The sequence below is a fragment of the Rubrivirga marina genome, from assembly GCF_002283365.1.
In the GTDB taxonomy this organism is placed as follows: Bacteria; Bacteroidota; Rhodothermia; order Rhodothermales; family Rubricoccaceae; genus Rubrivirga; species Rubrivirga marina.
In genome coordinates this window covers 827,915-851,866 of the sequence record NZ_MQWD01000001.1, presented here as the reverse complement: position 1 = coordinate 851,866, position 23,952 = coordinate 827,915, and the positions used below count along the sequence as shown (strand labels likewise).

The following is a 23,952-nucleotide window of genomic DNA, read 5'->3' as shown; positions in this document are numbered from 1 at the left end:
GAACGTCTTATTTCCCGCGGGGCCGTGTCGATGTGTCGGCGCGGCCCCGCCTCTGTTCGGGCTCATTCCGTGTCGCTGTCGGACCGAGGCCATCCACCGACCGGCTCAAACGCCCTGAAAAAGGCTATCCACACTGTGGATGGAGGTGTGGAAAACCCCAGCCGGACTGGGAAGCCCTGTGGACGCTCCCGATGGTGGGGGACCTGGGCCTCTCGTCAACCCCAGACCGCCCACGGGCTGTGCGACCTCTTGTCCACACCCTCTCTGCCCTTCCACCGAACGGGCTAGACGCGCCGCCTTGCTGTGGACGAGTGTGGAGATGTGGACGGCACCCCCCCGATCGCCCCAGACGGCCTCTCCAGCGACTGGATTCGACACGGACGTCGTGGACGCCGCTGTGGATGGGTGGGGGGTGTTGTCCACGGCTCTCCACAGCACACCGGCCTCCAGGGTTGTCCACGGGATCCACAGCCCTACTACTTCTTCAGCATTCTATTCTTTCATACAGAGTAATACAGAGGGGTGTGGACGGAACCGGAGGAGGGCGACCGACGGGATAGACCACTGATCGCCTCTGGTATACCACTCGTAGACCAGTCCGTGACAGGCTGTCAGTCGGAACGCCTTGGGGCTCTCCTCGCGTACCTTCGAGTCCCTTCTCCCCCTGGCCATGACTCAGCGCATCCTCGTCGTTCTCGACCCTGACTCCGACACGCCCATCGCGACGGAGACGGCCATCGACATCGCCAAACGGACCGACGGAGAGCTCACCGGGCTCGCGTTCGTCGACAAGGACTCCATCGGGCAGGAGGCCACGGGCGGGGGCATCGGGTCGATGTACTACGCCGAGAAGCTCCGGGAGAGGCTCACCGAGGAAACCCGCCAGCGAGCGAACGAACTCATCGCCCAGTTCACCGAGCGCGTCGAGGCAGAGGGCGTCCGTCACACGGGCGACCGCGTTGGGGAGGGCGAGCTCGTCAAGAGCCTGCTCGACGAGATGCGGACACACGACCTGCTGGTGACCGGCCGGGAGAGCCACTTCTACTACGCCGAACCCGAGAAGCGGACGCACACGCTGGGCAAGGTGCTCCAGGAGGCCGCCGCGGCGACACTGATCGTCGGCCAGACGCGCCCAGCGGTGTCCCGGGTCGCCGTCGCTTATGACGGCAGCGCGCCGTCCGCGCGGGCGCTCCAGAAGTTTGCCCACCTCGCGCCGTTCGGGACCGACCTCGCCGTCGAGATCGTTCACGTCCGCGGAAGCAGCGAGGCCGACCGGTTGGCCAGCGAGCGGCTCCGCGCCGACGCCGCGGCCTACCTCACGGCCCACGGATTTGAAACCGTCACGACGACTGGCATCGAGAGCACCCACGCGTCGGACCGGATCCTCGAACTGGCGCAGGGCGACCGCGCCGACCTCGTCGTGTCCGGGGCCTACGCCAAGTCGGGCTTCCGCAAGATGATCTTCGGGTCGAGCGCGACGCGGCTGCTCGAGGAGGCGACGGTCCCGCTGTTCCTGTACCACTGACCGCGCCCGCCTCGATGCCGAGGCGGGCACCCCGGCGCCTCAGAGCACCGGCGCCAGGAGCTGCGTGGCGTTGGCCGCGAACCGGAAGGCGAACGACTTGTCGGCGAGGTCCTCGCGCGTGATCCGCGTGGCGCGCTCGATGTCGCGCTCCAGCATCGACGCGACCTCGCCACAAATCTCGGCGTCGCGCGTGACGACGGTCGTCTCGAAGTTGAGCCGGAACGAGCGGTTGTCGAAGTTGGCCGTGCCCACGATGGCGAAGTCGTCGTCGACGAGGGCGACCTTCTGGTGCATGAAGCCCGGCTCGTAGAGGTAGACCTTCACGCCGGCGCGCTCGACCTCGGGGAGGTACGCGTAGGGGACCCACTTGAAGAGCACGCTGTCGCTCGTCCGCGGCATGATCACCCGGACGTCGACGCCGCGGAGGGCCGCCAGCTGGAGGGCGCCGAGCACGCGGCCGTCGGGCACGAAGTACGGCGTCGCGATCCAAACGCGCTTCTCCGCACTCTCGATGGCGTGGGTGTACAGCAGGCCGCACGTCTCGATCTCATCGGCCGGGCCGGATGACATCACGAGCGCCGTGCGGTCGGCCCCGGCCGCCTCGGGGGCCCACACGAGGCCGTCGAGCTCCTCGCGGGTCCCGTAGTACCAGTCGCGGGCGAACGACAACTGGAGGCCCTGCACGATCGGCCCCTCGACGCGGAGGTGCGTGTCGCGCCAGTGCGGAAAGTCTTCCGTATTGCCGAGGTACTCGTCGCCCACGTTGTGGCCGCCCACGAACCCGATCCGGCCGTCCACGACGGTGATCTTGCGGTGGTTGCGGAAGTTGAGCCGGAGCTTCTTGAGCCAGTTCCGCGGGCCGGTGAAGGGGCAGAGGCACACGCCGGCGTCCTCGAGCTCGCGCTTGTAGGCCTTCGGCAGCTTCCAGCACCCGACGGTGTCGTACATGAACCGGACGGTCACGCCGCGGCGGGCGGCGTCGAGGAGGTGCCGCTTGTAGCGCCGCCCGATGTCGTCGTCGTGGACGATGTAGAACTGGGTGAGGATGTAGTCCTCGGCGGCGTCGAGGGCCTCGAAGAGCGCCTCGAACGTCGCGTCGCCGTTGATCAGCAGGCGGACGTCGTTGCCCCGCGTGAACGGAAGCGTCGCCATCTCGTCGAACGCCCGCATTTCGCCGACCTCGCGTCCGTCGCTCTCCCGCTTATCACGTATGAGGAACGGTCGGAGCGGCCCCTCCTTCGCCTTTGCCAGCCCGTCCGCGATCTCGGAGTCGAAGTCGCGGAGCGTGGTGAGGTAGTCCTCGAACTTGAACCGCCCGAAGATCCAGTACAGCGGGAGCGCCGCGAGAGGCAGTGTGGCGAGGGCGAACACCCACGCCGTCGCGCCCTGCGGCGTCCGCGCGTTCATGACCGCATCGACGGCCGTGAGCACGCCCGCGGCGTAGACGACGAAGAGGCCCCAGCCGGCGAGGCCGAGGTCGAAGGTGCCAAGGTCCATGGCCGGCCTATCGCTGCCGCCCCTCCCGCGTTCCCTCTCGGCCCGCTGACACTGCTTGTGTCGCCCGCGCGTGCCGTGTTTAGGCCTCCACCCCTTCGAGTGCGTCGAGCGGCGTCACGGAGGCCTTGGGCGCGTCGATCGGGAGGCAGACCTCGAAGACGGTCCGCCCCGGCTCGCTCTCGACCGTGATCCGGCCCTCGTGCTGCATCACGATCCGCCGGGCGATGTCGAGGCCCAGGCCCGTCCCCTTGCCCGGCTCCTTGGTGGTGAAGAACGGCTCGAAGATCTGCTCCTGCGCGTCGGCCGGGATGCCCGGCCCGTCGTCGGCGATGGTGACGCACACCAGGGCCCCCTCCACGCGCGTGCCGAGGCGGACCTCGCCGCCCTCGCCGATGGCGTCGAACGCGTTGTCGAGGAGGTTCGTCCAGACCTGGTTGATCTCTCCGGGGAAGACACAGACCTCGGGGACGTCGTCGCCGTAGTCGCGGGCGACGTGAATGTTTTTGACCTTGATGGCGTGGCCGAGCATCGTCAGCGTCTGGTCGAGGCCCGCGTGGACGTCGACCCGCTGGCGGTCGGGGGCCTGGTCGCGGTGCGTGTACCCCTTCACCGACGCCACGAGGTCGGAGATGCGGCCGGCGGCCCGCTCGATCTCGGCGAGGAGCCGGTCGGCCGCCAACCCCTTTTCAATCCACAAGATCACGTCGGCGAGCGCGGTCTCGTCGACGTGCTCGGCCATGTGGGTGAGCGCCTTCGTCGTGACGCCCTCGTCGGCCAACACTTCGGCCACGACGTAGGCGTGAGGGACGTCGTGGTCGTCGAGCCAGTCGGCCAGCTCGTCCTCCTTCTCGCCGCGCTGGACAGCCGTGAGCGTGCCGGGCGTGGGCGCGGTGCAGGTCATGAGCGCGCCGCGGGCGGCCTCGACCTGGTCGGGCGTGAGGCCGTGGCCGGTGAGGCGCGTCACCATCTTCGGCATCATCTCGAGGCGGGCCCGGAGGTCGGCCACGGAGCGGCGGATGGCGGCGGCCGGGTTGTTGAGCTCGTGGGCGAGCCCGGCTGAGAGCTTCCCGAGCGACATCATCTTCTCGCGCTGGACCTCCGTCCGCGACGATTCGCGCACGCGGTCGGTCATGCGCGCGACGAGCCGCTTGCCCACCTCGGGCATCCGCGCGAGCATCTCGGTGAAGTGGTCCTGGTGGATCCGCGCGATCCGGCTGTCGGCGATGGCGAGGCCCTCGCCGGCGAACGTCTCCATCCGCGAGTACGGGAGGAGGCCCGAGATCTCGCCGGGGCGGATCGCCCCGAAGAGGGTCCGCTTCTCGCCCTGGATGGTAAAGATCTGTACGCCGCCCTCGACGACGGCGAACAGGTACTCGGCCCGCGCGCCGCGCTGGAACGGCTTCTCGCCCTCCGCGATGGTCTGCTCCTCGGCGACCGACGCCAGCCAGTCGAGCGCGGCCTCGTCCTGGTCCGAAAACACGTCGATCGTGCGGAGGTCGGCGGCGGTGATCATGGCGGTGTGGGCAGGGGGCGGCGTGAACGCGAGGGCGGGGGGGGAGGCTCCCCCGGCACCGGGACGGATTTCAGCCCGGGCCGGGGGGCAACGTGAACGATCCCGACGCGTTGTGGACGCTCCGCCGCCCCGCATCCTTTCCCCGACCGAATGCGCACGCTCCTCGCCGCCACCCTCGCCCTCGTCGCCGCTGGGTGCGGCTCGGCCCCTCCCGACTACTTCGCCGAGGCCGCCACCCCGGAGACCGTCGTCGATGGCGAGGCGGCCGAGTGGCCGGCCGCGCTTCGGCCCGTCCCCCAGGAGGCCGGCCTTAGCCTCGGGCTCCGCCGGGACGGCGACGACCTCATCGTGGTCGTCATCGCCAGCGACGATCGCCAGGCGCGGCGGATCGCCGTCGGCGGCCTTCGCCTGTGGGTCGACCCAACAGGCGGTACGGACCGGGTGCTCGGCGTCCGGTACCCGGCCCCGCCCGCCCCCGACGCCCGCTCGGTGGCGCGGAGCGGACCCCTCCGCGGCGGCGCGATCGACGACGCCGACCCGACGCGGCTCCGGCGACGCTTCGAGTCGGGCCTCGACCAGGTCGAGGTCACGCGGGGCGTACTCACGCAACGGGCGTCGGCGGACGGCGGCTTCGGCGGCCTCGAAGCCGAGTCGACGTGGGGCTCGCGTGGGCTGGTCGTCGAGATGAGGATCCCCCTCGTGGCGGCGCCGGGCCTGCTGGAGACGGCCGCGGGCGACGCCATCGGCCTCGGGATCGAGCTGCTGGATGCCCAGAGCACACGCCGCGAGGCCATGATGCGGTCCCGCCAGCCGCGCCCCACCACCGTGGGCGACGACGACCGCCCGATGCCTCCGCCGGAGGGACCCGCCCTCGAACCCGACGGGCTCGACATCGCAACGATCACGCGCTGGCTCCGTGCCGAAGTCGGCTAGCGTTTACCCGGGCAGAGGCCACAGCCAGGCCGCTCCCCGCACCCCGCTTGAATCGCCGTGGACGTTTCGCCGGACGCGTGTAACGACACGATCCGAGAACGCCCACGGCTTCAACTCGGTCTCGACACGCTCTGCCAGTCGGGGCAGGTTCGACATGCCGCCGCCGAGCACGACCACGTCGGGGTCGAGGATCGTCACGAGCTGGCCCAGCGCACGCCCGAGGCGGGCGACGTAGCGGTCGAGCGTGGCGCGGGCGTCGGCGTCGGCGTCGCCGGCTTCCGCGCGCTCGACAATCTCGCGCGTCGTGAGGGCCTTGCCCGTGTGGGCCTCGTGGTCGCGGGCGAACGACGGGCCGGAGAGGAACGTCTCGATGCAGCCACGCTTGCCGCAGTAGCACATCGGGCCGGGTCGCTCGCGGTCCGCTGGCCACGGCAGCGGGACGTGGCCCCACTCGCCCGCGATCCGGTTGGCACCGTCGAGAACCTCGCCGCGCACCACGATCCCCCCGCCGACGCCCGTTCCGAGGATCACGCCGAACACGACCTCGGCGCCCGCGCCGGCCCCGTCGCTGGCCTCCGACAGAGCGAAGGCGTTCGCGTCGTTCGTCATCCGCACCTCGCGACCGACGCGGCCGCTCAAGTCGTCGCGAAACGGACGGCCGTTGAGCCAGGTCGAGTTGGCGTTCTTGACCGTGCTCGTCTGCGCGTCGATGGCGCCCGGAATGCAGACCCCGACGGTCCCGCTCGCCCCGACCTCGCGTTCGATCTCCTCCACCAGCCCGGAGATGGCCTCGATGGTCGCATCGTAGGCCCGCGGGGTCTCTACGCGCTGGCGAACCGCCTCGGTGCCGTCGTCGAGGAGGGCGAGGCCTTCGATCTTGGTGCCGCCGAGGTCGATTCCGATGCGCATTGCGGGTGGGTGCCGAGTGAGGGGCGAAGGGTACCGCCATGGTCGCGGCGTGTCACCTGGGGACCCGTCTCTCACTCACGGCGCCAGTCGATGCGTTCGACGGCTTCACCGTTGGAGCGGAGCCAGACCGCGCCCTCGGTCGACGTGTGGAGAACGGCGGCGCCGGCCGCGGTCCAACGCGCAATCGGCTCCTCATTGGGCAGGCCGTAGCGATTCCGGCGCGCGACCGAGACCACAGCGAACTCCGGTTGGCGTGCCGCTCGGACCAGGGCGGGCGTGGAGGACGTCCGCGAGCCGTGGTGGCCCACCTTGACGACGTCGACTTCGAGGTGCTCTCCGAACCGACGGACGAGGGCGGCCTCGCCGGCGACCTCGGCGTCGCCGGTCAGCAGCCAGCGGGTCGCTCCGTACTCCGCGAGGAGGACCACGGAGGCGTCGTTCGGCGAGTCCATCGGCCCGCCAGGTCCGAGCACGCGGAGCCTAATCGCCGGGTCGACTGCGAGCGTATCCCCCGCTTTGACAGCCTGGACCGGCACGCCGAGCGAGTCGGCCACATGGAGCACGCTGGTCCAGAGATCGGTCGTGCCGTCCTGGCCGTTGACGATCAGCCGGCCGACCTCGGCGTGTTCGAGGACCGACCGCGCGCCGCCGACGTGGTCCGCGTCGGCGTGGGTGAGCACGAGCGCGTCGAGGCGGGCGATGCCGAACCTCTCGAGATGGGGAAGAATGGTCCGTTTGCCCTCGTCGACATACGGTGACTTGAGGCCGGCATCGATCAGAACGTGGCGGCCGCCGGGCGTCGAGAGGAGCGTCGCGTCGCCCTGGCCGACGTCGAGGAACACGGCGTCGAGAGCGGGGCGTCCGTCGCCGGTTGCGAAGCCCGTCCACGTCCCGATGGCGAGGCAGCCGAGCGCCGCCAGCGCCAGCCGCGTCCGGGCGACCGGCCGACGCCAGAGTGCCATGATGGCAATGCCCAGCAACAGCGCGATCAGCACCGAGGCCGAGTCGAGGAAGCCGTCGTAGGCGATGCCGCCGAGCGTGTCCGCGCCCGCCTCGGTCGTCCCGAGGAGGAGGCCGCCGGTCGCCGTCGCGAGCGCGCCGAACGTCGCCGCCAGCGGAGGTACCCACGCCGTCAAGGCACACCCGAGCCCGGCGCCGAGGGTCGCCGCCGTGAGCGGGATGGCGACGACGTTGAGGACGAGCCCGCCGATCGGCAGGCGCCCGAAGTGGTAGAGGAGTGCTGGCGCCGTCCCGATCGTCGCGGCCACCGACGTCACGATCGACCCGACGACGAACGTCCCGCTTTTCGACTGGCGAACCCGTTCGGGAACGGCCGACGTCAACAGCGGCGTGAGCGTGACGAGGGCGAAGACGGCGCCGAACGACAGCTGGAAGCCGACATCGAACAGCGCGGCCGGACGGTGGACGAGGAGTAAAAAGGCCGCTATCCCGAGCGCGTTGAGTGTGTCGGATCGCCGGTCGAGCGCGCGTCCCGCGATCACGAGGGCGACCATCACGAACGCTCGGACGATCGAGACCGACGCGCCCGCGACGACCACGTACACCGCCAGCACCGCGAGCGTCGCGATCGCGCGCGCCGCTTCGAGTCGCCGTCGCCGGACCCCGAGGCGGCCGAGGAGCGGCTTCAGCAGCACGTAGAGTGTGAGCCCGACGAGGCCGACGTGCAAGCCCGAGACGGCGAGCAGGTGCATCAGGCCGGTCTCTCGGAACGCGTCGAGGGTGCCCGCCTCGATGCCGCTGCGGTCGGCCAAGAGGAGCGCCCGCAAGAGCGCGCGGACCTCGGCATCCTGGACGTGGCGGGCGAGCGCCGTCTCGATGTGGACCCGGACCCCGTTGGCGATGCGGTCCGTCGGCTGGCGGCTCGGGGCGAGGAAGGCCGCGTCGGCTTCACTTTCCACCGTCAGCATCGCGCCGACGCCCTGGCGGCGGAGGTACGCACCGTAGTCGAACTGCGCCGGGTTGCGACGCCTGGGCAAACGTTCGAGGCGTCCAGTGAGGCGCACGCGGTCGCCGGGGCGGAGGACGGGGTAGACGGCGCCCGCGTCGCCGACGAGGAGTGAGACCAGGACCCGGCCTCTCACCACGCCGTGCGTGTCGCCTCGGGCCGCCGAGTCCACAGCGGCGGTGAAGCGGATCGACCACGTCGCTTCCGGCGCGTCGAGGACCGTCGCCCAGACCGTGATCGGCGCCCGGTCGCCCAGGCTGTCGGCCTCCCACGCCGCTTCGGCGATGCGCTCGATGCCGTCGGGGCGTGCCGTTCGCGACGCCGCGTCGCGGGCCGCGCCGAGGGTCAGTGCGGCTCCGCCGACGGCAAGCGCCAGCGCGACCGGTCCGAGCGACACGAGGCGCCGACGCGTGACGACCACGTAGCCCACCGCGAGGCTGACGACGGCGAGCCCGCCGACGGCCCACGTCATCGGGTCGACGCCAGAGACGAGGCGGCCGAGGCCGATGCCCCCCGCGACGAGCGCCGCCAGCGCGAGGGCAGGCCGGGTCGCGAGGCGGAGCGGCGGGGGAGGAGGCGCGAGCGGCATGACGGCCTAGACCCGGCGCCCCGTTCCGTGCAACCCCCGCTTCGCCTCCTCTTGACCGGGTTCGTTCGCCCGGCCCGGGTATCTTGTCTCTTCCCTCGCTCTCTCACGTCCTGTGTCCCAGCCGCCCCGTCTGAGCAAGCGCCGCCAAGTCCGCGAGCGCGTCCTCCAGGCCCTGTACGCCTACGAGGCCAGCGGCGACTCGGTGGACCACGTCCTGGCGACGATCATCCGGCCCGCGTTCGAGGGTGATCGGACGTACCTCCGCTTCGCCGAGCGCCTATTCCTGAAGGCCGCCGACGCCCGGACCGAGGCCGACGTCCTCATCGACCGGCACGTCGAGAACTGGGACCTCAGCCGGATCGCTCGGACCGACCGGTTCGTCCTCTGGATCGCGATCGCGGAGTTCCTCTACTTCGAGGACATCCCGCCCAAGGTGACGCTCAACGAGGCGCTCGAGGTGGCCCGAGCGTTTGGGACCGACAACAGCCCGGCGTTCGTCAACGGCGTGCTCGACGCGGTTCTCCGCGAGCTCCGTGACTCCGACCGGATGAAGAAGTCGGGCCGCGGCCTCGTCGAGTCGAGCAACCGGAGCGACAGCGCCTAGAGCCGTGGCGTGGTACGCGATCGGCGACGTCCACGGGTGCGTGCGCACGCTGGACGCCCTACTGGACCGTCTTGCGGAGGACGCCGGCGGGACGCTTGGCTCGCACGACGTGCTCGTGTTTGTGGGCGACTACGTGGACCGCGGCCCGTCGAGCCCGGAGGTCCTCGACCGGATGATCGAGATGGAGACGGCGTCGGTGCGGGGCACCGGCCCATGCTGCGTCTTCCTCCGCGGGAATCACGACCAGATGATGCTCGACTATGCGGAGGGCGTCGGCGACGCGGACCTCTGGTGGGTCAACGGCGGGCACTCGACGCTGGCGGCCTACGAGGCGCGCGGCGACCGTCGCCTTCCGCCCGAGCACGTCGAGTTCCTCCGCCGCACGGAGCTCGTCGCCGACGGGGAGGGCTTCGCGTTTGTCCACGCCGGACTCGACACGCGCAAGACGGTGGCCCAGAACATCGCCGATCCCGACCCGCACATCGCGCTCTGGACACGCCAACACCTCGACGCGGACCTCTCGAAGTGGGAGAAGCCGGTCGTCTGCGGCCACACGCCGGTCTCGGAGCCCATCGACACGCCGCATCTCATCGACATCGACACGGGGGCCGTGTTCGTCCACCGGCCCGGCCTCGGGCGGCTCACGGCCGTCTCGCTGCCCGACCGCCGGTTCCTGTCCGTCGCGACGGTCGACGACGTCTCCGGCTAGCGTCCGGGGAAGCGGATTGAGGTCGACAGTCCGGCGCGGAGGGCCGGCGCCTGCGTCCCGACCTCGGCGAAGAACACGCGACCCGATTCCCGCCGGAGCGTGACGCGAGCGAACGGGTCGATCATGACGCTGAACGCCCGCGACCGGCTCTCGGCCGACTGCTCGAAAAAGGCCGTGTAGAACGACGGGCCGATCCGTAGCCCGAGGTCGACGTCGAGTGCCCCCGGGTCCTGGTTCCGCGCGATGTCGGCGATCCGGAGCGTGCGGATGGCCCCCCCGAGGCCGACGGCCGTGAGCAGGCGCCCGCTCCCGCCCGTCACGCGCGGCACGTAGTCGGCGTAGACGGCGACCTCGCGGGTGAAGACCGTGAACACCGGATCGGTCCCCATCGCGACGCCGCCGAAGCCAGGCCCGAACCCGCCCCCGACGTAGACGCGCGGCCGGCTCCCGAGCGGGTCGGGCCCGACCTGCGCCGCGACGACGGGCGCCGCCAGCAGAGCGAGGAGGAGAGGGAGGGCACGGCGCATCGGGATGAAGCTACTCGCTTCCACTCTTCGCCCCCGCTCCGCCCGCCTCGGGAACGCGGTCGGTAGACTCGTCGCCGAACCACTCTCGCATCGTCATGGCGCTTCGCGTCGGCATCGTCGGGCTGCCCAACGTGGGCAAGAGCACCCTCTTCAACGCGCTCTCCGAGGCGGGCGCCGAGGCGGCGAACTACCCGTTCTGCACCATCGAGCCGAACGTCGGCGTCGTGCCCGTGCCGGACTCCCGGCTGGATCGGCTCGCGGAGCTCGCGGGCTCGGCCCAGATCCTCCCGGCCGTCATCGAGTTCGTCGACATCGCGGGGCTCGTGGCAGGCGCCTCGAAGGGGGAAGGGCTCGGCAACCAGTTTCTCGCCAACATCCGCGAGACGGACGCGATCGCCCATGTCGTCCGCTGTTTCGAGGATCCGAACGTGGTCCACGTCGAGGGCTCGGTCGACCCGATCCGCGACATCGAGACGATCGAGACGGAGCTTCTGCTGAAGGACCTCGAGACGGTCTCGAAGCGGCGCGAGCGCGTGGCGAAGTCGGTCAAGACGGGCGACAAGGCGGCCAAGATGGAAGCCGACTTCCTCGCTCGCCTCGAGGACCACCTCGGCGACGGCCTGCCGGCGCGGACGCTCGGCGTCTCCGATGCCGAGGCGCCGATCCTCCGCGACCAGTTTCTCCTGACGGCGAAGCCGGTCCTCTACGCCGCCAACGTCGGCGAAGGGGATTTGCCGGACGGGAACGCCTACGTCGAGCAGGTCCGCGAACGCGCCGAGGCGGAGGGCGCGGGCGTCGTGGTCGTCTCGGCCGAGTTCGAGGCGCAGGTCGCCGAGCTCGACGACGAGGAGAAGGCCGAATTCCTGGAGGCCGCGGGCGTCGAGGAGTCCGGCCTCGACCGGCTGGCGCAGGAGGCGTACGCGCTTCTCGGCCTGATCACGTACTTCACGGCCGGCCCGAAGGAGGCCCGCGCCTGGCAGATCACGCGCGGCATGAAGGCACCCCAGGCCGCAGGCGTCATCCACACCGACTTCGAGAAGGGCTTCATCCGCGCTGAGACCATCAAGTTCGCCGACTACGACCGCCTCGGCGGCGAGTCGGCCGCGCGTGACGCCGGCGTCATGCGGAGCGAGGGGAAAGAGTACGTCGTGGCGGACGGTGACGTGATGTTGTTCCGGTTCAACGTGTGATGACGAGGCGCGTGAAACGCTGACGCCTGGAACCGGTAGAAGCCCTTGGCGGACAACGGTAGCGATCCCGTCGGGACCCCGCCCGCCCCCGGTGCTTCTTTCTCTCCATGTCGACGTCCTACGAGCCGAACTCTGTCGCCCAGACGCTCCTGTTCCACCTCGCCCGCACACCGGGCGCCGTCCACCGCGACGACCTCGCGAAGGCGGCGGGGACGTCGAAGGACTACGCGGGCCGCGTGCTGAGCAAGATGGTCAAGCGGGGCCGCATCCAACGCGTCGGCCGCGGGACGTACAACCTGCCCCGGCTGACCGAGACGGAGTAGACACGGATCAGAGCCTGAGCCTCTCGTGAAGAGGCGTTGCCCGGCGGGGCAGCGGCCTGGCTCGGGATAGCTTGTGCCCATGCGCACCGACATCCCTGGCCGCCCGGCCCTCCCTGACTACGACGTCGTCCTGACGGTCCGAAACCCGCAGCGCCCCGGGATGATCGGGCGGTTGCTCGGGCTCGTTGGGGATCTCGGCGCGCTCGTGGGCGACATCGAGACGCGCTACATCGGGCGAGACCACTTCGTTCGCGACGTCACGCTGTCGGTGTTCGACGAGGAGCACCTCGAGGAGGTGCTGGCGGCCATCCGCACGGACACCGACACGGTGATCGTCGACGTCAAGGACCTCGTGTTCGAGCGGCACGCGGGGGGCAAGATCCGGACGGTCCGTACGACGGAGGTCGAACGCCTCGAAGACCTCCGGACGATCTACACGCCCGGCGTCGCCCGCGTCTGCCGTGCCATCCAGAAAGACCCGGCGCTCGCTCGTCAGTACACGGCCGTCGGGCGGACGGTCGGCATCTTTACGAATGGGACGCGCGTGCTCGGGCTGGGCAACATCGGCGCGCTGGCGAGCCTCCCGGTGATGGAAGGCAAGTCGGTGCTGTACGACCGGTTCGTCGGCTTGGGCGCCGTCCCTATTGTCATCGACGAGACCGACCCGGAGGCGTTCGTCGACACCGTTTGCCGGATCGCGCCGAGCTTTGGTGGGATCCACCTCGAGGACATCCGGACGCCTGACTGCTTCTGGATCGAGGACGAGCTGATCCGCCGGCTCCCGCAGCCGGTGATGCATGACGACCAGCACGGGACGGCGACCGTCCTGCTGGCGGCCGTCCTCAGCGCGCTCCGCCACACGGGCCGGGAGGGGCGTCGCGACCTCGTCTGCGCCCAGGTCGGCCTCGGCGCCGCCGGTCTCGCGATCGCGCGGCTGTTGTTGGATGCCGGCTTCGAGGTCGTCGGGGTCGATCCCGGCGAGGACGCGCGCCGACGGCTCGAAGCCCGCGGCGGGCGGACGGCCAGCCTGGAGGGCGCCGCGGCTGAGGCCGACATCCTCATCGCCACGACGGGCGTCATCGGGCTCATCACGCCGGAGCTCGTGCGGCCCGGCCAGATCGTCCTTGCGCTGTCGAACCCGGTGCCCGAAATCACGCCCGAGGCGGCCCTCGCCGCCGGGGCCGCCTTCGCCGCCGACGGGCGGAGCGTCAACAACGCGCTCGCCTTCCCGGGCCTGTTCAAGGCGGCGCTCGACGTGGGCGCACCGGCCATTACGAGCGCGATGAAGGTGGCGGCGGCCGAGGCCATCAGCGCGCTCGCGCCGGACGAGGAGCTGGTGCCGAGCCCGTTCCACCCCGACGTCCACGAGCACGTGATTAAGGCCGTCCGGGCCGCGGCCTCCGTCTAGGCCCGCCTCGGTCGGCCGGTCGCCGCGCCAGGCGGAAGGGTCAGCGAGGGAGTCGGATCTCCGGCTCGTCTGGGTCGGGCCGGTACAGCGTCACGTTCCGGCCCATCACTTGTATCACGACGGCGTCTGCGACCTTCGCCGCCAGCGCGTGTGCCGTCGCCTTCGCGCTCTGCGGCGCGGCCTCCAGCACGCGGACCTTTACGAGCTCGCTGCCAGCCAGCGTCTCGAGGAGGTTGTCAACGGCGGCGTCCGTCACGCCCTCCTTTCCGATGTGGACGGTCGGCTTGAGGGGGTGGGCGAGGCCGCGGAGGTGAGCGCGTTGCTTGGAGGTGAGGTCGGACACGGGCGAGGGAGCGGTGGATCGGCAAGCTACCCGACGTCGTCCGGGCTCTCATGATCCTGCCGTGGATCGCCGATCCTTTCACCGTGCAGCGGGTTGGAGCCCGCCCCACCACTCGACTCCATGACGACGCGCGCGCTTCTCTTCGGCACCGGCGACACCTCCCGCGCCACCGACCTCGGGCTACTGATCCTCCGCCTCGGTTTCGGGCTGTCGCTCGCTTTTGGGCACGGCCTCGGCAAGCTGCCTCCCTCCGAGGGCTTCATCGCTGGGACGGCCGAGATGGGCTTCCCCCTCCCAACCCTGTTCGCCTGGGCCGCGGCGCTCAGTGAGTTCGTCGGGGGACTGTTGATCGCCGCGGGCCTGCTGACGCGTCCCGCAGCCGTCTTCGCCGGCTTCACGATGGCCGTCGCCGCGTTTGTGCGGCACGGAGGGGAGCCGTTCTCCGGGATGGAGAAGCCGTTCCTCTTCTTGGTGGCCTTCGTCGCGCTCCTGATCGCCGGCGCCGGCCGGTACGCCCTCGACCATTACCTCCGCCGCGAGCCCATTCGGCTTTGAACACCGACCCCACCCGCCTTGGTGCCGCGGAGCCCGGGGTGGGCGGCCTCAGACGGCCGTTGCCACGAGGTAGACGCCGATCACGAGGAGGACGGTAGCGAGGAGCGTCGTCAGCCGCTCCGTCGGCGTCTTCTGGGCCAGTCGCCAGCCGATGACGGTGCCAATCACGAGGGGCACGCCGATCAGCAGCGCGAGCGGCCAGTCGACAGTGCCGCGCACCACGTAGCCGAGCGTCGCGAACCCGGCGATCGCGACCGACTGGACCTGCGCCATCGCCACAGCCGTCAGCATCGGGACGCCGCACAGCACGAGGAGCGGCACGGCCAGCACCGGCCCGCCGACCCCCAGCGCCCCGCCGGGCACGCCGACGGCGACGCCGAGGCCGAGCATGAGCCACTGTGCCCGCCTCGACCCCGCGTCGAGCGCCGTCGCCGGTTTGAGCAGTCCCCGCTGGCGGGCAAACACGAGCAGGCCCGTCGCCCCCACGAACACGCCGAGGGCGACGCCGAACGACTGGCGGTCGAGCACAGCATTCAGGGCGCTGCCGCCCAGTGCGCCCAGAACGCTCGCCGCGGTCAGCACGAGCGCGTCGCGGCGGACGCCCGGCGCGGCGAGCTCGCCGGACCGCCAGTAGGCCGCGCTCCCGACGATCCCGGTCCCGACAAACGCCGCGCTCGCCGTGCCCGCGACCGTCGCGGCGGAGTAGCCGAGCGCGTGCAGCGCGACGGTCACGAAGATGCCGCCGGGCCCGAGGAGCGTGATCGCGATGCCGCCGATGAGGGCGACGAGGACCAGCAGGACGGTTTGGCTCACGAGAGGCCGCCGCCGAAGATGGCGTCGAAGATGACCGGGCCCGAGCGGTACGCCGCGTACAACGACAGCACCACGAGGAGGCTGTTCACCACGTTCATCTTCCATCCGTTGCGGTGCGCGCCGATCTCGTCTTTGCTGTTGACGGCCCAGAACAGCAGGATCGCCGCGATGGGCAACCCGACGACGCCGTTGTAGGCCGGGAACAGGATGATCATGTCCACTACGCTCAGCCCGAACACCTCGCTGACGATGGGAGAGAGGCTGCCGAGCAGGATTCCGGCGGCATAGATCCACTTGAAGGTCCGGTTCGAGCCGCCCTCCGGGTCTCTGTCGAGCGACCGCATGACCATGTACGCCGGCGTCCACATGATCGGGATGATGCTGTTGAAGGCCGCGGCGACGGCGCCGACCAGGAACGCGATGCGGGCCCACTGGCCGAGGATCTCCTCGAGCGCGAGGCCCGGCGTCAGGAACGTGTCGAGTTGCGTGTACCCGGCCGGCCGGAGCACGGCCGCCGCCACGACGATGATGGCGATGGTGATGATGCCGCCCACGGCATAGCCGAGCGCAAGGTCGCGCCGGACGTGCGGGATGTCCGATGCCTTCGTCCAGCCCTTCTCCTTCACCAGCGTCGACTCCAAGAAGAAGTTCGGCCACAGCGCCGTCGTCCCGAGGATGGCGACGGCCGATAGGAGCGCGCCCTCACTCGTGATCCGCGGGAGGAAGCCCGCCGCGAGCTCGATCGGCGCCGGTCCGCTCACCACCGCGACGACCACGTAGAGCGCGAGCAGAATGAACATCATGTACGTCATGACCTTCTCGGCCTTGGCGTAGTCCAGCACGCCCGTGACCATGGCGATGCCGCCGGTCGCGTAGGCCAGCGGCTTCCACATGCCCTCCTCCAGCCCGAACAGGAGCTCCAGCCCCTTGCCGACCGCCGCCGTCAGTTCGAGGCACCACAGGACGCAGCCGACGGAGAGGAACAAGGAAAGGGCCAGTGAGAGCCCTCTGCCCAGCTTCTTCCGCATGAACGACGTCAGCGTCGAGCCGAAGATGCCGACGCGGGCGCTCATGTCCTGTCCCATGAACCCGAGCGCGACGGCGCCCACGACGGCCCAGATGAGCGTGTACCCGAACCGGACGCCGGCGTCGGAGGCGATAAAGATCGAGCCAGCCCCGAAGTAGCTGGCCACCATCACGAACGAGAGTCCGTACTTGCTGAAGAAGTCCTTGGTCATCGAAGAGGGGAGAGGGGACGCCGTGAAGTCGCGCGAGCGGCCCGCCGCGACGACGCGGGCTCCCCCTCAACATGGAGGCGTTCGACTCTGCCCGGTCGGAGTCTGGGCGAATCCCCCTCGCAGGCGGCGTCAATCGCTGGACGCCTTCCGCTCGCCCGGGGCTCGGTCTGCCCGCCTCGGTGACCTCTTCCCTGACCCCGTCGAGGCGACGGACCTCGCGCCCTCCGCGCTACGCCGCCTGGAGCGTCTTCAGCTCGCCGATCACGGCCTTGACGGTTTCCTTCGCGTCGCCGAACAGCATCTGCGTGTTGGGCTTGAAGAACAGCGGGTTCTCGATCCCCGCGTAGCCCGTCCGCATCGAGCGCTTGAGGACGATGACCTGCTGCGCTTCGTCGACGTTGATGATGGGCATGCCATAGATCGGGCTCGTCTCGTCCTCGCGCGCGGCCGGGTTCACGACGTCGTTCGCGCCGACGACGAGGACGACGTCTACCTGCCCCATCTCAGGGTTGATCTCGTCCATCTCAATGAGCTGGTCGTACGGCACGTTGGCCTCGGCGAGGAGCACGTTCATGTGGCCCGGCATCCGCCCGGCGACCGGGTGGATCGCGAAGCTCACCTCGACCCCCTCCTTCTGGAGCAGGTCGACCAACTCGCGGACCTCGTGCTGGGCCTGCGCGACGGCGAGCCCGTAGCCCGGGACGATCACGACGCGGCCGGCGTAAGCCATCATCACCGCCGCGTCGTCGGCCGTGGTAGACTGGACGGGCGGCTGATCGGAGTCGCCGCCTCCGCTGCTGGTGGTCGCCGCGGCCCCGAAGCCGCCGAGGAGGACGTTCGCGAGCGACCGGTTCATCGCCTCGCACATGATCCGGGTGAGGATTAGTCCGCTCGCGCCCACGAGCGCGCCGGAGATCACGAGCGCGTAGTTGCCTAGGACGAACCCGGTCGCCGCCGCCGCTAGCCCCGAGTACGCGTTGAGGAGCGCGACCACGACGGGCATGTCGGCCCCACCGATGGGCAGCACGAGGAGCACGCCGAGGACGAGGGACAGCACTCCGAGTGCCGCCAGCCATAGCATCGTCCCGTCGCTGGACGCGCCGGTCGCGGGGAAGACGACGCCGACGTCTCCGCTCGTCACGAACAGCGCCCCGACTGCGAGCACGCCGAGGCCGACGAGGATCGAGACCATCCGGAGCCCGGGGAACCCGCTCAGTCCCCTCTTGCCCTTCAGCTTGCCCCACGCTACGAACGACCCCGAGAGCGTGACGGAGCCGATGAGGACCGACGCGGCCACGACAGCGACCTCCGCCATCCCCAGGCCCGGTGCGTTGACCACCGTCTCGCCGGCCGCCGAGATGTCGCGCAGCGGCGGCTCCATCTCGCGCAGCACCTCCGCCGCGGCCACCAGCGCCGACGCCGCCCCGCCGAACCCGTTGAACGCGGCCACCAACTCCGGCATCTCCGTCAGCGGCGTCCGCCGCGCGAGGAACACGCCGATCACGCTGCCCACGGCGAGGCCGCCCACGAGCTCCACCGGGTTCAGGATCTGCTCCGACAGCAGCGCCGCCACCACCCCGATGAGCATGCCGACGGCGGCCATCCGGTTGCCCGCGCGCGCCGTCCGCGGCGACGACAGGCGTTTCAGCCCGAGGATGAAGAGCGACGCCGCGACGAGGTAGGCGAGCGTGACGAGGCCGTCGATCATGTCAGTAGGGGAGCGGGGCCGCCTCGGTCCCGAGGTGGGAAGGGCTACGCGCGTCCATTGGTCTCTGCGACGGCCTTCTCACGAGGCTTGAACATCTCCAGCATGCGATCCGTGACGAGGAAGCCGCCGACCACGTTGATCGTCGCCAGCACGAGCGCGGCCACGCCGACCCACTTCGCCCACGGCGCCTCGACGCCCCCGGCGACCACGAGCGCGCCGACGATGGTGATGCCGGAGATCGCGTTCGACCCGGACATGAGAGGCGTGTGGAGCGTGGCGGGCACCTTCGAGATGACCTCGACCCCGACGAAGGAGGCGAGGACGAACACGATGAAGAGGGCGAGGCTCATCGGACGATGGGCAAGGGGGCAGGGGAAACGAGCTACTCGCCCGCTGGCGCCGAGGCGGGTGCGTCCGCCTCGGCGAGGCCGCGGGCGGACCGGACGCGCACGTTGACGATGGCGCCGCCGTGCGTGACGACGGCGCTCTGCTGGATCTCGTCGTCGAGGTCGACGCGAAACACGCCGTCGGTGGCGAACTCCTGGATGAGGGCGGCGACGGTGCGGGCGTACATCTCGCTCGCGTGGAGCGGCATCTCGGCCGCGAGGTCGAGCGGCCCGAGGATCGATACGCCGGCATGCTCGGCGGTCTCGCCCGGGAGGGTCGCGGCGCAGTTGCCGCCGTTGGGGGCCGCGAGGTCGACGATCACCGATCCGGGCGCCATGCCCTCGACGCCCTCGGTCGTGATAAGGCTGGGGGCGGGCCGGCCCGGAATCAGCGCCGTCGTGATGACCACGTCGTGCTCCGCGATGTGCGTCGCCAGGGCAGCGACTTGGCGGGCCTGCTGGTCCTCGTCGAGCGCTTTCGCGTAGCCGCGCGCGTCCTCGGCGTCGCCGGCCTCCAGGTCGAGCTCCACGAACCTCGCGCCGACCGACTCGACCTGCTCGCGCGCCGCGGTGCGGACATCGTACGCCGAGGTCACCGCGCCCAGCCGACGGGCGGTCGCGAGGGCCTGGAGACCCGCCACACCGGCGCCGAGGATCAGCACCTTCGCGGGGCGGACAGTCCCGGCCGCGGTCGTCAGGAGCGGGAAGAACTTGGGCAGCCGCTCGGCCGCCAGTAGCACGGCTCGGTAGCCCGCGACCGTGCTCATGGCCGAGAGCGCGTCCATCTTCTGCGCGCGTGTCGTGCGCGGCACGAGCTCCATCGCGATCGTCGTCGCACCGCGCTGCGCGAACACGTCGAACGCCTCGGGCTCGTCGAGCGGCCGGAGCAAGCCGATTACGACGGCCCCCTCCGCCAGCGCGCTGAGGTCGGCCTCGGGGAGGCCGCGGACCGTCGCCACCACCGGCTGGCCGAGTGCGTCGGCGCGGCTGCCGAGGCGGGCGCCTGCGGCCTCGAATGCCGCATCGCCCATGAATGCGGTGTCGCCCGCGCCCCGCTCGACGACGACCTCCACGTCGCTCCGCTTGAGCCGGCGCACCGCGTCCGGCGAGAGCGCAACGCGCGCTTCGCCCGGCGCGGTCTCGCGAGGGACTCCGATCTGAAGGGGCATGGCGCAGCGGGATGGGCGCACGCAAGCTAGTTGCTTCGCCCGTCCTTCACACGTTTGCCCCAGCGAGGGCGCTAGGCGGCCTCCTTCTCCGCCTCGGCCGCCCGGTCGACGGTGTCGCCGAGGCGCGCGAGCACGTCCTGCGCGTCCTTCAGGGTCGCCACGTCCTGCACGATGGCGCGGAGCTTCCCGGTTCGCCGGCTGTCCTTCAGCACGTAGCGCCGGTCGAGTCCGTTCAGCGCTTCCAACAGTGGGTTGAACAGCTTCTGGTGGAAGTACGGGTCGTCGGACGGCTCGGGAATCGAGAGAAAGAGCCGCTCGTTCTTCCACGTCGCGCGCGGGAGTCGGAGGCGCATCGCCAGCGGGCGCATCGCGGCCAGCCGGAGGAGCGTGTCGATCTCGTGTGGAGCGGGCCCGAATCGGTCTTCCAACTCTGCGCGGAACGCGTCGATGTCTTCGGCGCTCTCGAGGTCGGCCAGCCGGCGGTACAGGTTGAGGCGCTCGACGGGGTTCGTGACGTAGTTCTGCGGGATGAACACGTCGTCCTCCACGTCGACGGTCGGCTCGGGCGGGGGAGGGGCGGTGTCCTGATCGGCGAAGACCTCGGCGAACTCCTCGTGGCGGAGCTCCTGGACGGCCTCGTCGAGGATCTGGTGGTACGTCTCGAACCCGACGTCTTCGATGAACCCCGACTGCTCCGCGCCGAGCATGTTGCCGGCCCCGCGGATGTCGAGGTCGCGCATCGAAAGGTTGAACCCGGCGCCGAGGTCGGAGAACTCCTCGACCGCCTGCAATCGCTGCCTCGCTTCCTTCGTCAACGAGTGGACACTCGGGACGAGGAGGTAGCAGAAGGCCTTTTGGTCGTTCCGTCCGACTCGCCCGCGGAGCTGATGGAGGTCCGCCAGCCCGTGGCGCTCGGCGTGGTTGACGATCATCGTGTTGGCGTTCGACACGTCGAGGCCGGACTCGACGATCGTCGTGGACACGAGCACGTCGAACTCACGGTCCATGAAGTCCATCATCGTGTTCTCCAGCGTCTTCGCTGGCATCTGGCCGTGCGCCGTCCGGATCCGCACGTCGGGGACGAGTGCCCGGATCATGGCGGCCATCTCGTCGATCGTCTGGACCCGGTTGTGGATGAAGAAGACCTGCCCGCCTCGGTTGACCTCGTAGAGGATGGCGTCTCGGATCAGGTCGCGGTCGAACGTGTGGATCTCGGTGATGACCGGCTGGCGGTTGGCCGGCGGCGTTTGGATGAGGGAGAGGTCGCGCGCGCCGAGGAGCGAGAACTGGAGCGTCCGCGGGATCGGCGTCGCCGTCAGCGTGAGCGTGTCGACGTTCGGGCGGAGCTTCCGCAGCTTCTCCTTCGCGCCGACACCGAACCGCTGCTCCTCGTCCACGATGAGCAGGCCGAGGTCCTTGAACGCGACGTCCTTGGACAGCACCCGCTGTGTCCCGATCACGACGTCGACCGTCCCATCGCCGAGGCCAGCGATGACCTGTTTCTGATCGGCCGTCGTGACGAACCGCGAGAGCTGGCGGATCTCGATGGGGAAGCGCCCCATCCGCTTCTCGAAGGTCTCGGTATGCTGCCGCGCGAGGACGGTCGTGGGGACGACGATGGCGACCTGCTTCCCGTCCTGGATCGCCTTGAACGCCGCGCGGACGGCCACCTCGGTCTTCCCGAAGCCGACGTCCCCGCAGACGAGGCGGTCCATCGGGACGGGCTGCTGCATGTCCTCCTTGATTGATTCGATGGCGGTCGCTTGGTCTGGCGTCTCCTCGAACTGGAACGAGGCCTCAAGCTCGCGTTGCCAGACGGTGTCCCCCTTGAATGCGAAGCCTTGAGAGGCCCGCCGCGCCGCGTAGATCTTGATGAGGTCGCGGGCGATGTCCTTGACGCGTTTCTTCGTCCGCGCCTTGAGCCGGTCCCACGCGCCGGTCCCCAGCTTGGTCAGCTTCGGCTGGTGGCCCTCCTTACCGGTGTACTTGTGCAGCTTGTGGAGCGCCGCCACGTTGACGAACAACTCGTCGCCGCCAGAGAACAGCAGGCGCACGGCCTCCTGTTTCTGCTCGCGCACCGTGATCGTCTGAAGGCCGGCGAACTGTCCGATCCCGTAGTCCACGTGGACCACGAAGTCGCCGGGGCGGAGGGCCTTGACTTCGCGGAGCGACAGGCCCCCGCGCGCCTTCCGTCTCTTGCGCGCCGTCGGCCGGTGGTAGCGATCGAAGAGCTGGTGGTCGGTGTAGACGGCGAGGTCCGCCTCGGGGACTTCAAACCCCTCGTGGAGGCTTTCGACGACGAGGTCGGCCGGCGGCGGCTTGCCCGTTTCGAGATCGCCGCCCAGCAACTCCCACAGCCGATTTTTCTGAGAGGCGCTGTCGCAGAGGATCACGAACTGGGTCCCGCTCTTCCGCTCGATGTCGGTCCGCAGCCGCTTGAGGTCTCCGTTGTACGACGGCTGAGGCGTCGCCTGAAGCTCGACGGTCAGATCGCCCTCACCCGAGAACGTGCCGAACAGGAGCACCGGCCTGGATTCAACGAGCGTCGACAAGGCGTCGCCCGTCAGATACTGGCTCTCGGGAGCGGCCGGCTCCTCTTCGCCGTCTGCCACCTCGCCGAGGCGGGCGGCGTGGGCGGCCTGGGCCGCCTCGAAGCGTTCTTGTGCCGACTCGACGAGTCGCTGGCTGTCGAAGAGGGCGAGCGGCGTCGAGGTCGGGAGGTAGTCGAGCGCCGTGACGTGGCCACTGGCGGTGTACTTCTCGGCCCCGAGGTTGGGCACGAGCCGGGCCGTCTCCAAGCGGCTGACCGACCGCTGCGTCTGCGGGTCGAACTCTCGGATCTGGTCGACCTCGTCGCCAAAGAACTCGAGGCGGATGGGGTAGCCGCCGGCGAACGGGTACACGTCGAGGATGCCACCTCGAAGCGCGAGCTCGCCGGGCTCGCTGACGAACTCCACTGGCAAGAAGCCCTGTCCCGTCAGCCGCTCCATCAACTCCTCCGGTGGGACCTCCTCGCCGATGCGGATCGTCACGGTCTCATTGCCGACCCTCTCAGGGAGCGGGACCAACTCTGAGATGGCCTCGACGCTCGTGACGAGAATCCCGTCGAATCCCTCTCGGAGCCGGCCGAGGGCGTCGGCGCGCTGGACGAGCGGGAGCGTGTCGGTGAGTTGCTCGGGGTCGTACGGTTCGTGGCCGGTGGGGGGGAGGAAGAGGACGCGGTCGTCCGAGCCGAAGAGCTGCTCGAGGTCGGAGCGGAGGTAGTCGGCGCTCTCGCTCTCGGCGAGGAGCGCGACGATCGGCCCGCCCGCCTGGTCGAGGAGGTCCCCCAGCACGAAGGCCGGGAGCGACCCGACGGTGCCCTTCAGCCGGAGCGCCATGCCGGGCGCCAGCGATTCGGTTTCGTCACGGACCTGGGCGAAGAAGGGGAGCGCCGAGAGTCGGTCGCGGAGGTCAATCAGAGTCACAGAGCGCGCACGCGAGCCGCCCGAATCCGTCAGGACCCGGGCGGAGAGAGGGAAGAGGAGCCGTCGGTCAGCGGCCGTCGGCGAAGAGCGTCGTGCCCTTCACCGGGCCATCCACGCGGAGTCCTCCAGCGGGGCTCATGGGGTACGTCTCGCCGTCGAACTGAAGCCGGCGCGGGCCGGCGTCGCTGTCGACCACGAGGTCCCGCCAGTACCCACGCCCCTCCACGACCGTGACCGGGCCGCTGACGAGACTGATCTCAGCCGCCGCCCGGAAGCGCCCGAACTCGTCCGCGTCGATCCCGTCAAGTTGCTCGAACACGAGGACGGTGCACCCGCTCGACCCGCACCAGTCAGCGCCGGTGAGGTACACGAGGGCGTCGTCCCGTCCGTCCCCGTTCAGGTCTGTCCAGGCGACTCGGGTGGAGGTCGAGTCCCAGGCGAGGCTGAGCGGGTCGGCGTAGCGGGCGACCGCGTCGAGCAAGTCCGCCCGCCGATCGTCGGTGGTGTCGGCGGCGCAGGCGAGAATGAGGGCGAGAGAGAGAATCCACATGGGAGAGAGCGAATCGTCCTGGCAGGCGGC

Annotated in this window: 21 protein-coding genes; 8 read left to right on the top strand and 13 right to left on the bottom strand. The window is 70.2% G+C overall.

Going from position 1 to position 23,952, the window contains the following annotated elements:
- Positions 1–670 precede the first annotated feature (670 nt).
- Positions 671–1,525, top strand: a complete 855-nt coding sequence (locus BSZ37_RS03340) for a universal stress protein (protein ID WP_095509181.1) — start codon at positions 671–673, stop codon at positions 1,523–1,525.
- Positions 1,526–1,564: 39 nt separating this feature from the next.
- Here BSZ37_RS03340 and cls read toward each other — a convergent pair whose 3' ends face one another.
- Together cls and BSZ37_RS03330 are read right to left on the bottom strand one after the other, a co-directional pair.
- Positions 1,565–3,022 (bottom strand): cardiolipin synthase, encoded by a 1,458-nt coding sequence (gene cls, locus BSZ37_RS03335; RefSeq protein ID WP_095509180.1) that lies wholly within the window; start codon positions 3,020–3,022, stop codon positions 1,565–1,567.
- Between the two features lie 79 nt (positions 3,023–3,101).
- Entirely contained in the window at positions 3,102–4,535 is a 1,434-nt protein-coding gene (locus BSZ37_RS03330) for a sensor histidine kinase (protein WP_179299458.1), read from the bottom strand.
- A gap of 150 nt (positions 4,536–4,685) precedes the next feature.
- Here BSZ37_RS03330 and BSZ37_RS03325 point away from each other — a divergent pair, with 150 nt between their 5' ends.
- Positions 4,686–5,468 carry a hypothetical protein gene (locus tag BSZ37_RS03325; protein WP_095509178.1) on the top strand — a complete coding sequence of 261 codons (783 nt, stop codon included), beginning with the start codon at positions 4,686–4,688 and terminating at the stop codon, positions 5,466–5,468.
- A 3-nt stretch (positions 5,469–5,471) separates the two neighbouring features.
- Here BSZ37_RS03325 and BSZ37_RS03320 read toward each other — a convergent pair whose 3' ends face one another.
- On the bottom strand, positions 5,472–6,377 hold the full coding sequence (locus BSZ37_RS03320; RefSeq protein WP_095509177.1) for an ROK family protein: 906 nt from the start codon (positions 6,375–6,377) through the stop codon (positions 5,472–5,474).
- 71 nt (positions 6,378–6,448) lie between these two features.
- Positions 6,449–8,932: a DNA internalization-related competence protein ComEC/Rec2 gene (locus BSZ37_RS03315; RefSeq protein WP_095509176.1), complete on the bottom strand. Its 2,484-nt coding sequence runs from the start codon at positions 8,930–8,932 to the stop codon at positions 6,449–6,451.
- A 112-nt stretch (positions 8,933–9,044) separates the two neighbouring features.
- Here BSZ37_RS03315 and nusB point away from each other — a divergent pair, with 112 nt between their 5' ends.
- Positions 9,045–9,536: a transcription antitermination factor NusB gene (gene nusB, locus BSZ37_RS03310; protein ID WP_218830383.1), complete on the top strand. Its 492-nt coding sequence runs from the start codon at positions 9,045–9,047 to the stop codon at positions 9,534–9,536.
- A 4-nt stretch (positions 9,537–9,540) separates the two neighbouring features.
- On the top strand, positions 9,541–10,245 hold the full coding sequence (locus BSZ37_RS03305) for a metallophosphoesterase family protein (protein WP_095509175.1): 705 nt from the start codon (positions 9,541–9,543) through the stop codon (positions 10,243–10,245).
- On the opposite strand, the gene BSZ37_RS03300 is transcribed toward BSZ37_RS03305, so the two are convergent.
- Positions 10,242–10,772: a hypothetical protein gene (locus BSZ37_RS03300; RefSeq protein WP_095509174.1), complete on the bottom strand. Its 531-nt coding sequence runs from the start codon at positions 10,770–10,772 to the stop codon at positions 10,242–10,244. The genes BSZ37_RS03305 and BSZ37_RS03300 overlap by 4 nt on opposite strands.
- 95 nt (positions 10,773–10,867) lie before the next feature.
- Here BSZ37_RS03300 and ychF point away from each other — a divergent pair, with 95 nt between their 5' ends.
- From ychF to BSZ37_RS03285, 3 genes are all read left to right on the top strand, one after another.
- Positions 10,868–11,962 (top strand): redox-regulated ATPase YchF, encoded by a 1,095-nt coding sequence (gene ychF / locus BSZ37_RS03295; protein ID WP_095509173.1) that lies wholly within the window; start codon positions 10,868–10,870, stop codon positions 11,960–11,962.
- Between the two features lie 107 nt (positions 11,963–12,069).
- A complete protein-coding gene (locus BSZ37_RS03290; RefSeq protein WP_095509172.1) occupies positions 12,070–12,285 on the top strand; it encodes a type IV toxin-antitoxin system AbiEi family antitoxin domain-containing protein in 216 nt (71 codons plus the stop codon).
- 79 nt (positions 12,286–12,364) lie between these two features.
- Positions 12,365–13,693, top strand: coding sequence for an NAD-dependent malic enzyme (locus BSZ37_RS03285; protein WP_095509171.1), 1,329 nt, complete (start codon positions 12,365–12,367; stop codon positions 13,691–13,693).
- 40 nt (positions 13,694–13,733) lie between these two features.
- Here BSZ37_RS03285 and yhbY read toward each other — a convergent pair whose 3' ends face one another.
- Positions 13,734–14,036 (bottom strand): ribosome assembly RNA-binding protein YhbY, encoded by a 303-nt coding sequence (gene yhbY / locus BSZ37_RS03280; RefSeq protein WP_095509170.1) that lies wholly within the window; start codon positions 14,034–14,036, stop codon positions 13,734–13,736.
- A gap of 120 nt (positions 14,037–14,156) precedes the next feature.
- On the opposite strand from yhbY, the gene BSZ37_RS03275 reads away from it, so the two are divergent.
- A complete protein-coding gene (locus BSZ37_RS03275; protein ID WP_095509169.1) occupies positions 14,157–14,591 on the top strand; it encodes a DoxX family protein in 435 nt (144 codons plus the stop codon).
- A gap of 48 nt (positions 14,592–14,639) precedes the next feature.
- Here the strand turns inward: BSZ37_RS03275 and BSZ37_RS03270 are convergent, their stop codons facing one another.
- The 7 genes from BSZ37_RS03270 to BSZ37_RS03240 form a co-directional block, all read right to left on the bottom strand.
- Positions 14,640–15,404, bottom strand: a complete 765-nt coding sequence (locus BSZ37_RS03270; protein ID WP_218830382.1) for a sulfite exporter TauE/SafE family protein — start codon at positions 15,402–15,404, stop codon at positions 14,640–14,642.
- The gene (locus BSZ37_RS03265) at positions 15,401–16,642 is read right to left on the bottom strand and encodes an NRAMP family divalent metal transporter (protein ID WP_218830381.1); all 1,242 of its coding nucleotides are present in this window, start codon (positions 16,640–16,642) and stop codon (positions 15,401–15,403) included. Before BSZ37_RS03265 ends, BSZ37_RS03270 begins: the two co-directional genes overlap by 4 nt.
- A 229-nt stretch (positions 16,643–16,871) precedes the next feature.
- Positions 16,872–18,350 (bottom strand): NAD(P)(+) transhydrogenase (Re/Si-specific) subunit beta, encoded by a 1,479-nt coding sequence (locus BSZ37_RS03260; RefSeq protein WP_095509167.1) that lies wholly within the window; start codon positions 18,348–18,350, stop codon positions 16,872–16,874.
- A 44-nt stretch (positions 18,351–18,394) separates the two neighbouring features.
- A complete protein-coding gene (locus BSZ37_RS03255) occupies positions 18,395–18,700 on the bottom strand; it encodes an NAD(P) transhydrogenase subunit alpha part 2 (RefSeq protein WP_095509166.1) in 306 nt (101 codons plus the stop codon).
- A 32-nt stretch (positions 18,701–18,732) separates the two neighbouring features.
- Positions 18,733–19,905, bottom strand: coding sequence for an NAD(P) transhydrogenase subunit alpha (locus tag BSZ37_RS03250; protein ID WP_095509165.1), 1,173 nt, complete (start codon positions 19,903–19,905; stop codon positions 18,733–18,735).
- A gap of 71 nt (positions 19,906–19,976) precedes the next feature.
- Positions 19,977–23,372, bottom strand: coding sequence for a transcription-repair coupling factor (mfd, locus tag BSZ37_RS03245; RefSeq protein ID WP_095509164.1), 3,396 nt, complete (start codon positions 23,370–23,372; stop codon positions 19,977–19,979).
- 67 nt (positions 23,373–23,439) lie between these two features.
- A complete protein-coding gene (locus BSZ37_RS03240) occupies positions 23,440–23,922 on the bottom strand; it encodes a hypothetical protein (protein ID WP_095509163.1) in 483 nt (160 codons plus the stop codon).
- Positions 23,923–23,952 lie beyond the last annotated feature (30 nt).

Coding starts and splice junctions, on each gene's coding strand:
- BSZ37_RS03340 (WP_095509181.1), top strand. CDS start 671: ATGACTCAGCGCATCCTCGTCGTTCTCGACCCTGACTCCGACACGCCC.
- cls (WP_095509180.1), bottom strand. CDS start 3,022: ATGGACCTTGGCACCTTCGACCTCGGCCTCGCCGGCTGGGGCCTCTTC.
- BSZ37_RS03330 (WP_179299458.1), bottom strand. CDS start 4,535: ATGATCACCGCCGCCGACCTCCGCACGATCGACGTGTTTTCGGACCAG.
- BSZ37_RS03325 (WP_095509178.1), top strand. CDS start 4,686: ATGCGCACGCTCCTCGCCGCCACCCTCGCCCTCGTCGCCGCTGGGTGC.
- BSZ37_RS03320 (WP_095509177.1), bottom strand. CDS start 6,377: ATGCGCATCGGAATCGACCTCGGCGGCACCAAGATCGAAGGCCTCGCC.
- BSZ37_RS03315 (WP_095509176.1), bottom strand. CDS start 8,932: ATGCCGCTCGCGCCTCCTCCCCCGCCGCTCCGCCTCGCGACCCGGCCT.
- BSZ37_RS03300 (WP_095509174.1), bottom strand. CDS start 10,772: ATGCGCCGTGCCCTCCCTCTCCTCCTCGCTCTGCTGGCGGCGCCCGTC.
- ychF (WP_095509173.1), top strand. CDS start 10,868: ATGGCGCTTCGCGTCGGCATCGTCGGGCTGCCCAACGTGGGCAAGAGC.
- BSZ37_RS03290 (WP_095509172.1), top strand. CDS start 12,070: ATGTCGACGTCCTACGAGCCGAACTCTGTCGCCCAGACGCTCCTGTTC.
- BSZ37_RS03285 (WP_095509171.1), top strand. CDS start 12,365: ATGCGCACCGACATCCCTGGCCGCCCGGCCCTCCCTGACTACGACGTC.
- BSZ37_RS03275 (WP_095509169.1), top strand. CDS start 14,157: ATGACGACGCGCGCGCTTCTCTTCGGCACCGGCGACACCTCCCGCGCC.
- BSZ37_RS03265 (WP_218830381.1), bottom strand. CDS start 16,642: ATGACCAAGGACTTCTTCAGCAAGTACGGACTCTCGTTCGTGATGGTG.
- BSZ37_RS03260 (WP_095509167.1), bottom strand. CDS start 18,350: ATGATCGACGGCCTCGTCACGCTCGCCTACCTCGTCGCGGCGTCGCTC.
- BSZ37_RS03255 (WP_095509166.1), bottom strand. CDS start 18,700: ATGAGCCTCGCCCTCTTCATCGTGTTCGTCCTCGCCTCCTTCGTCGGG.
- BSZ37_RS03250 (WP_095509165.1), bottom strand. CDS start 19,905: ATGCCCCTTCAGATCGGAGTCCCTCGCGAGACCGCGCCGGGCGAAGCG.
- BSZ37_RS03240 (WP_095509163.1), bottom strand. CDS start 23,922: ATGTGGATTCTCTCTCTCGCCCTCATTCTCGCCTGCGCCGCCGACACC.